5 protein-coding genes are annotated in these 6942 nt (G+C 76.5%); 2 read left to right on the top strand and 3 right to left on the bottom strand.

The genetic code is table 11. The features are described 5' to 3' along the window. From PYV61_RS18425 to PYV61_RS18435, 3 genes are all read right to left on the bottom strand, one after another. On the bottom strand, positions 1-917 hold a 917-nt coding region (locus tag PYV61_RS18425; protein ID WP_275834319.1), incomplete at its 3' end, for a GspE/PulE family protein. Between the two features lie 85 nt (positions 918-1002). Beyond that, on the bottom strand, positions 1003-2679 hold the full coding sequence (locus tag PYV61_RS18430; protein ID WP_275834321.1) for an alpha/beta hydrolase-fold protein: 1677 nt from the start codon (positions 2677-2679) through the stop codon (positions 1003-1005). A 50-nt stretch (positions 2680-2729) separates the two neighbouring features. Further along, a complete protein-coding gene (locus PYV61_RS18435) occupies positions 2730-4892 on the bottom strand; it encodes a hypothetical protein (protein WP_275834323.1) in 2163 nt (720 codons plus the stop codon). 57 nt (positions 4893-4949) lie between these two features. Here PYV61_RS18435 and PYV61_RS18440 point away from each other — a divergent pair, with 57 nt between their 5' ends. Together PYV61_RS18440 and PYV61_RS18445 are read left to right on the top strand one after the other, a co-directional pair. Further along, a complete protein-coding gene (locus PYV61_RS18440; RefSeq protein WP_275834325.1) occupies positions 4950-6461 on the top strand; it encodes an anthranilate synthase component I family protein in 1512 nt (503 codons plus the stop codon). A gap of 32 nt (positions 6462-6493) precedes the next feature. Continuing rightward, on the top strand, positions 6494-6942 hold a 449-nt coding region (locus tag PYV61_RS18445; protein ID WP_275834327.1), incomplete at its 3' end, for an FHA domain-containing protein.

Genomic DNA, 6942 nt, shown 5'->3' on the forward strand with positions numbered 1-6942 from the left:
CCGGCGAGGCGACGGTCGCGCCACCCCGGGGCGCGCTCGCGGCGGCACCGGGGGCCGATCAGCCGCAGCAGCCCCTGCGCGACCAGCAGGCTGGCCGCCCCGGCGACCGTCGCCGGCTCGACGCCCACGTCGGCCAGCCGGGTGACCGCGCTCGCGGCGTCGATGGTGTGCAGCGTGGCCAGCACGAGGTGCCCCGTCAGCGCGGCCTGCGCGGCGATGGCCGCCGTCTCGCGGTCGCGCACCTCGCCGACCAGCACGACGTCCGGGTCCTGCCGCAGGATCGCCCGCAGCGCGGTGGCGAACGTGAGCCCGGTGCGCTCGTTCACCTGGACCTGCACGACGCCCGGCAGCCGGCGCTCGACCGGGTCCTCGACGGTGACGACGTTCACGCCGCCGCGCGCCAGGATGCGCGCCAGCGCGGCGTAGAGCGTGGTCGTCTTGCCGGAGCCCGTCGGGCCGGTGACCAGCACCAGCCCCTCGCGCGCGTCGAGCAGCGCGGCCACGCGCGCCGCGTCGGGCGCGGAGAGCCCCAGCCCCTCGAGCGTCCCCGGCCCCGCCTCGGGCGCCTGCAGCCGCAGCACGACGTTCTCGCCGCGCGCGGCGGGGAGCGTCGACAGCCGCACGTCGACCTGCCGGCCGCCGGCGCGCACCCGCGCGCGCCCGTCCTGCGGGCGCAGCCGGTCGGCGATGTCGAGCCCTGCCAGGATCTTGAGGCGAGACACGAGCGGGAGCCCGACGTCGCGGGGCAGCGTCTCGACCGCCCGCAGCACCCCGTCCACGCGGTGCCGCACGCGCACCGCCTCCTCCCCCGTCTCGACGTGCACGTCGCTGGCGCGCGCCGCGAGCGCGTCGCCGACCAGGCGCTCGACCAGGCGCACCACGTCGGGCGCCGCCGCGGGAGGGATCGTCGTGGACACGCCGCACGATGCGCGCGGCCGGCACCGCGCCCCGTGCCCCGACGACGCGCGGCGGTGCGGCGCGACGCGCGCCGCGCCGCGACCGCTACGGCTGCGTCGCGTTCCGCCGCATGTGCTCGGCCATCCGCCGCAGCAGCTCCTGGTTCGTCCACGGCTGCCAGCCGTGCGGCTTGAGCGGGCGCCCGTACTCCACCGTGCCCGCGTAGTACGGCCCCTTCCCCGGCTCCTTCGTGCTCTCCAGGAACTGCTCGAAGCGGTAGACGCCGAGGTTGAGGAAGTAGTTGTCCATGTCGCCGACCGCCACGTGCAGCTTGCCGACGAGCTTCGGGCCGACCGTGCCCCAGTTGCGCTCCAGGTACTCGCGCAGGTCGTAGCCGCGCGCGCGCATCGACTCGGCGACCGAGCGGTCGATGGCCCCGGTGCGCTTGTCCCAGAGCGGCTTCGGGTAGCCGTCGGCGCCGACCGGCGCCCACGCGGCCTGCCACCCGTCCCACTGCCCGCCCGAGCGGCCGCGGCTGGCGATCACCGCCTCCGCCTGGTTCTCCTCGCGCACCGTCAGCTCGGTGAGCCCCTCAGGGGTCCGGCTCGACGGCACCTCGCGCGGCAGCCACGAGCCGTCGGCGCGCACGAAGGCGTTGCTGTCGGCGTAGACGTCGCCGAACTGGTAGTTGCGGAAGTCGAGCTGGTCGGGGTACAGCGACCAGGCGCCGCCGAAGACGTCCGGGTAGTGGATCTGCAGCGCCAGCGCGTCCCACCCGCCCGTGGAGCCGCCCGTGATCACGCGCGCCGACGCCGACCCGATCGTGCGGAAGCGGCGGTCGACCTCGGGGATCAGCTCGCGCGTGATGGCGTCGCCGTACGGCCCGTTGTTCGCCGAGTTGAGCGCGTACGAGTCGTCGTAGAAGGGCGTCGTGTGCTGCAGGAAGACGGCGATCACCTCGGGCACCTGCCCCGACGTCCACGCCCGCTGGAACTCGCACCCCGGCTCGCGGGCGGTCCGCGCCAGCCGCGCGGCGCGCGCCTCCGCCGACTCGGGGCGGTCGCACCCCTCGAAGGTGAAGCCGAACGGCGCGCCGCGCCCGTAGTGGCCGATCGTGTAGACCACCGGATAGCGGCGCGCCGGGTTCTCGGCGTAGCCCTTCGGCAGCAGGACGACGGCGCCGAGCGGCATCGGGTGGTTCCAGAACGCGCTGGCGAGCTTCGAGGTGATCGTGAAGCGCTTCACCCACTCGGTGTCCGCGATCGGCGCGACCGGCGGGATGGTGCGGTCGAGCGCGAGCGACACGACCGCCGGCGCCGCCGGGTCGATGCGGACCCGCTGCACCGCGCTCACCAGCGATCCGGGGGCGGCGTTGAAGCGCTGTCCCTCGCCGGCGTCCATGTGCGCCCAGACCGTGTGCCCGTCGGAGCGCCGGAACTGCGTGTAGGGAAGGATCATCCCCTGCACGTAGTACTCGCCCGCCGGCAGCTGCTTCAGCGTGGCGAGCGGGAAGCCCGGCGTCGCGGCGTCGATCTCGACCGCGCGCCCCGGCGCCAGCCCCTCGACGTCGACGCCGAAGAACGGCTCGCTGCCGCGGCGGGAGCCGGCCTGCAGCCGCGGCTCCGGCTCCCCTCGGCGCGCCACGAACAGGAACGCGCGCCCGGTCACCGGGCCGGCGTGCGTCGCCGCCGGGAACGAGAGGCGGAAGCTCTGCGCGGCCGCCGCCGGCGCGAGGCCGGCGACGCACACGAGGAGGGCGAGGAGGGGACGGACGAGGCGCATGCGGACGGGCGGAGGGAGGGTCGCGACTTCCCCAAAGCTACGCGCCGGCCCTAGAGCACGCGCCAGAAGTCGCGCGTCACGTCCACGGAGAAGGTCCACCGCCCGTCGCGCAGCCCGCGCGCGACGTCGAACCGCAGCAGGTCGAAGAAGACGTGGGCGCCCGCGCCGAGCGCCGGCGACCACCCGCCGCGCCCCGGGCGCACGTCGGAGGGGCGCGCGACGTAGACGGTGTGCGCGTACGGCGCGAGCGTCGCGCGGGCCGGCGAGCGGCCGTAGCGCCCGAGCGAGATCGGCGGGAACGGGACCGGCACGCGCCACTCCACGCGCTGGCTGGCGCCGAAGCGCCCGGCGAACTGGTGGAAGTCGTAGCCCGGGCCGGTCACCGGGCCGCCGAGCAGCACCAGCTCCTGCGCCGGGACGCCGCCGCCGTCGGTCGACGAGCCGGCCACGCCGGCGAGCGTCGTCCGCAGCACCAGGCGGCGCGTGCCGTCGGACGAGAGCGGGCGCTGGACCTCGACGCCGGCCGCCGCGCGCGCGAAGCCGCCGCACACCGCGCCGTCGTCGCACCCGATCCCCTGGTGCCGCCCCAGCGACCACGTCCCGCCGCGCGCCTCGGCGCGCCACTGCAGCGCGGTGCCGAACGGCCCCGCCCCCATCGCCCGCTCGGCGGCCAGCACCACGCGCGGCCCCGAGAGGGTGAGGGCCGGCAACGTCGGCTCGAACCGGCCGGTCACCGGGCGCGCCTCGACCGACAGCGCGTCCTGCGTCTCGTAGGCGACCGCGATCGACGGGCGGATGCCGCGCCACGGCGCCAGCTCGGCGCCCAGCGCCAGGCCGGCGACGTCGAACGGGTCGGTCCAGTCGCTGCCGAACTCCTGCGACGCGAGCGAGTTCCGCGCGAGCGACACTTCGGGCTCGTCCCCGGCCTCGCGATAGGCGCGGTACCCCTCGAGACGCAGCGCGGCGCCGCTCCCCCAGCGGCGCTCGAGCGCGAGCCCGCCCTTCACCGCCTCGTCGGCGAAGCCGTAGCGCGCGCGGGCGCGCAGCGCGACGCCGCCGCCGAGGCGCAGCAGGTAGCCGGCGCCGAGGGCGACGCCCTCGACGCGGTTGGCGCGCACGAAGTCGGAGACCGCGCGCGCCGACAGCGCGCTCCCGCGGGCCCGCTGCAGCACCTGCGCCTGCACGAGGGCGCGCGCCTGCGCCTGGACGCGCGCCACGTCCTCGTCGGTGACCATCGTGACGTCGGGGGGGATCGCGTCGAGCACCGACCCCTCGAACGCGTAGGCGCGGCGCTGCGCGGGGGACGCGAACTCCAGCTCCGGCCCCGCGAACGTCGCCGGCGGCAGCTCGGTGTTGACGCGGTAGTCGCCGATGTCCCAGCGGCCGCGGATGATCCCGCGCGCGGGGAAGTCCATGTACGTGCCGGCGCGCCGCACCTCGACCTCCTGGCGGCGCGGGAGCCAGAAGCGCCCCTGCACCAGCGCGTTCTCCAGCACGATCGAGACGTCCTCGTTCCGTTTGTCGAGGTACGACGCGCTCGTGAAGGTGAACGCCATGCGGACCACCTGCGCCTCGGCGCGGTCCACGAACAGCGAGCCGACGATGCCGGGGCGCGCCGGGTCGCGCGGGCGCACCTGCACCTCCAGCACGCGCACCGTGCGGTCGCCGAGGCGGATGGCGAGCGAGTCGCGCACCGCGAACTCGTAGCGCGCCTCGCCGTCGGGGCCGAGGGGGTGCGGGACGTCGGCGACGTCGCGCCCGTCGCCGACGCGGATGACGTTCGGGAAGTTGTTCTGGACGATCCCGAAGCGGTCGCGGTAGAAGGAGTTGTCGGTGGGGAGGACGGTGGTGTCGCGCGTCCCGATCACGCGCTGCTTGCTCAGGTTCGGCGCCCGCCAGTAGACTTCCGTCGCGACCTGCGTCGCCTGGATGACCCGCGGCGGGGTCGCGAAGACGTCGCCGAGCTGCCCCAGGAAGGTGAGCGTGCCGCGGGCCGTCGCGCGGTAGTCGCGCAGCGCGGTGTCGGCCAGCTGGGCGCGCCGCCGCTCCGCGGTGCGCCGCACGAGGGCCAGCGAGGTCGAGTCGTTCCACCCCGACGTGGCCGCCGCAGGCGGCGTGGCCGGGGCGGCGGGGCTCTGCCCGCGCGCCGGCGCGGCGAGCAGGACGGCGGGCAGGACCACGAGCGCGGCGCGCGCGAGGGACGGTCGCGTCATGCCGCAGTCTCGCCGCCGCGCCCCCCGACCGGAAGCGCCCCACCCCCAGCCCCGCCCGTGTCCGCCTTCGACGACTTCCGCGCGCTCGCCGCGCCCGGCACGCTCGTGCCGGTGTGGCGCGACTGCCTGCTCGACACGGACACGCCCGTGTCGGCGTTCGCCAAGCTGCGCCGCGGCCCGTTCGCCTTCCTGCTGGAGAGCGCGCCGGCGGGGGGCGAGACGTGGAGCCGCTACACCTTCCTCGGGACCGAGCCGCGCGCGGCGTGGCGGCTGGCCGACGGGGCGGTCGAGGACTGGACGCCCGACGCGGGGTGGCACGCGCGGCGCACGCCGGCCGACCCGATCGCCGACCTGCAGGCGCTGGTGGCCGCGTACCGCCCCGCCGAGGTGGCGGCGCTGGGGCCGTTCTGGAGCGGCGCGGTCGGCTTCTTCGCGTACGACGTGGTGCGCCACATCGAGCGCCTGCCGCACGCGCCGCCGCGCGGCGTGCGGGCGCCCGACGCGCTGTTCGTGTTCACGCGCGCGCTGGTCGTGATCGACAACCTGCGGGCGCAGGCGCGCGTCGTGGTCGGCGTGCCGGTCGACGCCGCGACGGCCGCCGACGAGGCGTCGCTCCGCGCGGCCTACGACGCGGCGGTGCGCGACGTCGACGCGACCGTCGCGCGGCTGCGCGCGCCGCAGCCGCTCCCCGCGCTCGACCTCGACCCGTCGGCGCCGCCGGCGGTGGGCGAGATCGCGTACCCGCGCGAGCGGTTCATGGCCGACGTCGAGCGCATCAAGGAGTACGTGCGCGCCGGCGACTGCTTCCAGGCGCTGCTGGCGCGCCGCATCCGCGTGCCGCACGACTTCGACTCGATGGCGCTGTACCGCGCGCTGCGGGCGATCAACCCGTCGCCGTACATGTACCACCTCGTGCTCGACGGGACGGAGCTGGTCGGCTGCTCGCCCGAGCTGCTGGTGCGCGTGGCCGACGAGCGGGTGACCGTGCGCCCGATCGCCGGCACGCGCCCGCGCGGCGCGACGCCCGCCGAGGACGACGCGATGGAGGCCGACCTCCTCGCCGACGAGAAGGAGCGCGCCGAGCACGTCATGCTCGTCGACCTCGGGCGCAACGACGTCGGGCGCGTGGCGCGCTTCGGGTCGGTCGAGGTGACGAGCCTGATGCACGTCGAGCGCTACTCGCACGTGCTCCACATCGTCAGCCAGGTCGAGGGGACGCTGGAGGGGGACCGGTCGGCGCTCGACGTGTTCCGGGCCGTCTTCCCGGCCGGCACCATGAGCGGCGCGCCCAAGGTGCGGGCGATGGAGATCATCGACGAGCTGGAGCCCGAGCGCCGCGGGCCGTACGCGGGCGCGGTCGGCTACATCGCGGCGGGCGACCGGCGGATGGACCTCGCGATCACGATCCGCACCTGCGTGATCGCCGGCGGGGAGGCGAGTGTCCAGGCGGGGGCCGGGATCGTCTACGACTCGGATCCCGCGACGGAGTGGGACGAGACCGAGAACAAGGCGCGGGCGATGCTCACCGCCATCGGCCGGGTGCGCGCGGCGCGCCGCCCTCCCGGCTGAGCGCGCCTCCCGGCCGCCATTAGATTCGGACCATGTCGTCCTTCCACCTCGTCGACGCGCAGGGCACCCGCCTGGCCGGCCTCCCGGCCGGCGGGAGCATCGTGGTCGGGCGGTCCGCCGAGTGCGCGCTGGTGCTCGCCGACCCCACCGTCTCGCGTCGGCACGCCGAGGTGCACGCGGTGGACGACCACCTCGTCGTGATGGACCTCGGCTCGCGCAACGGGACCTTCCGCAACGGGGTGCGCGTCGAGCGGGCCCGCCTGCGCGCGGGAGACGTGGTGGCGTTCGGCGTCGTGCCGCTGCGCGTCGAGGGGGAGGGGGTGCCCGAGTCGGCGACGGCCGCCGACAACGGGGCGCCGGCCGCCGAGACGGCGGCGGCGCTCCCGCCCGACATCATCCCCCCGCCGTCCGCCGAGCCGACGGCCCGGGCGCCGCGCGCGACGCCCGACTCGGACGCGCCGGCGGTCCCGGCGCCGGCCCC

This window comes from Roseisolibacter sp. H3M3-2 (assembly GCF_029211165.1).
Lineage (GTDB): Bacteria > Gemmatimonadota > Gemmatimonadetes > Gemmatimonadales > Gemmatimonadaceae > Roseisolibacter.

Excerpts from the sequence above, each read along its gene's own strand:
- PYV61_RS18430 (WP_275834321.1), bottom strand. The coding sequence starts at position 2,679 with ATGCGCCTCGTCCGTCCCCTCCTCGCCCTCCTCGTGTGCGTCGCCGGC.
- PYV61_RS18435 (WP_275834323.1), bottom strand. The coding sequence starts at position 4,892 with ATGACGCGACCGTCCCTCGCGCGCGCCGCGCTCGTGGTCCTGCCCGCC.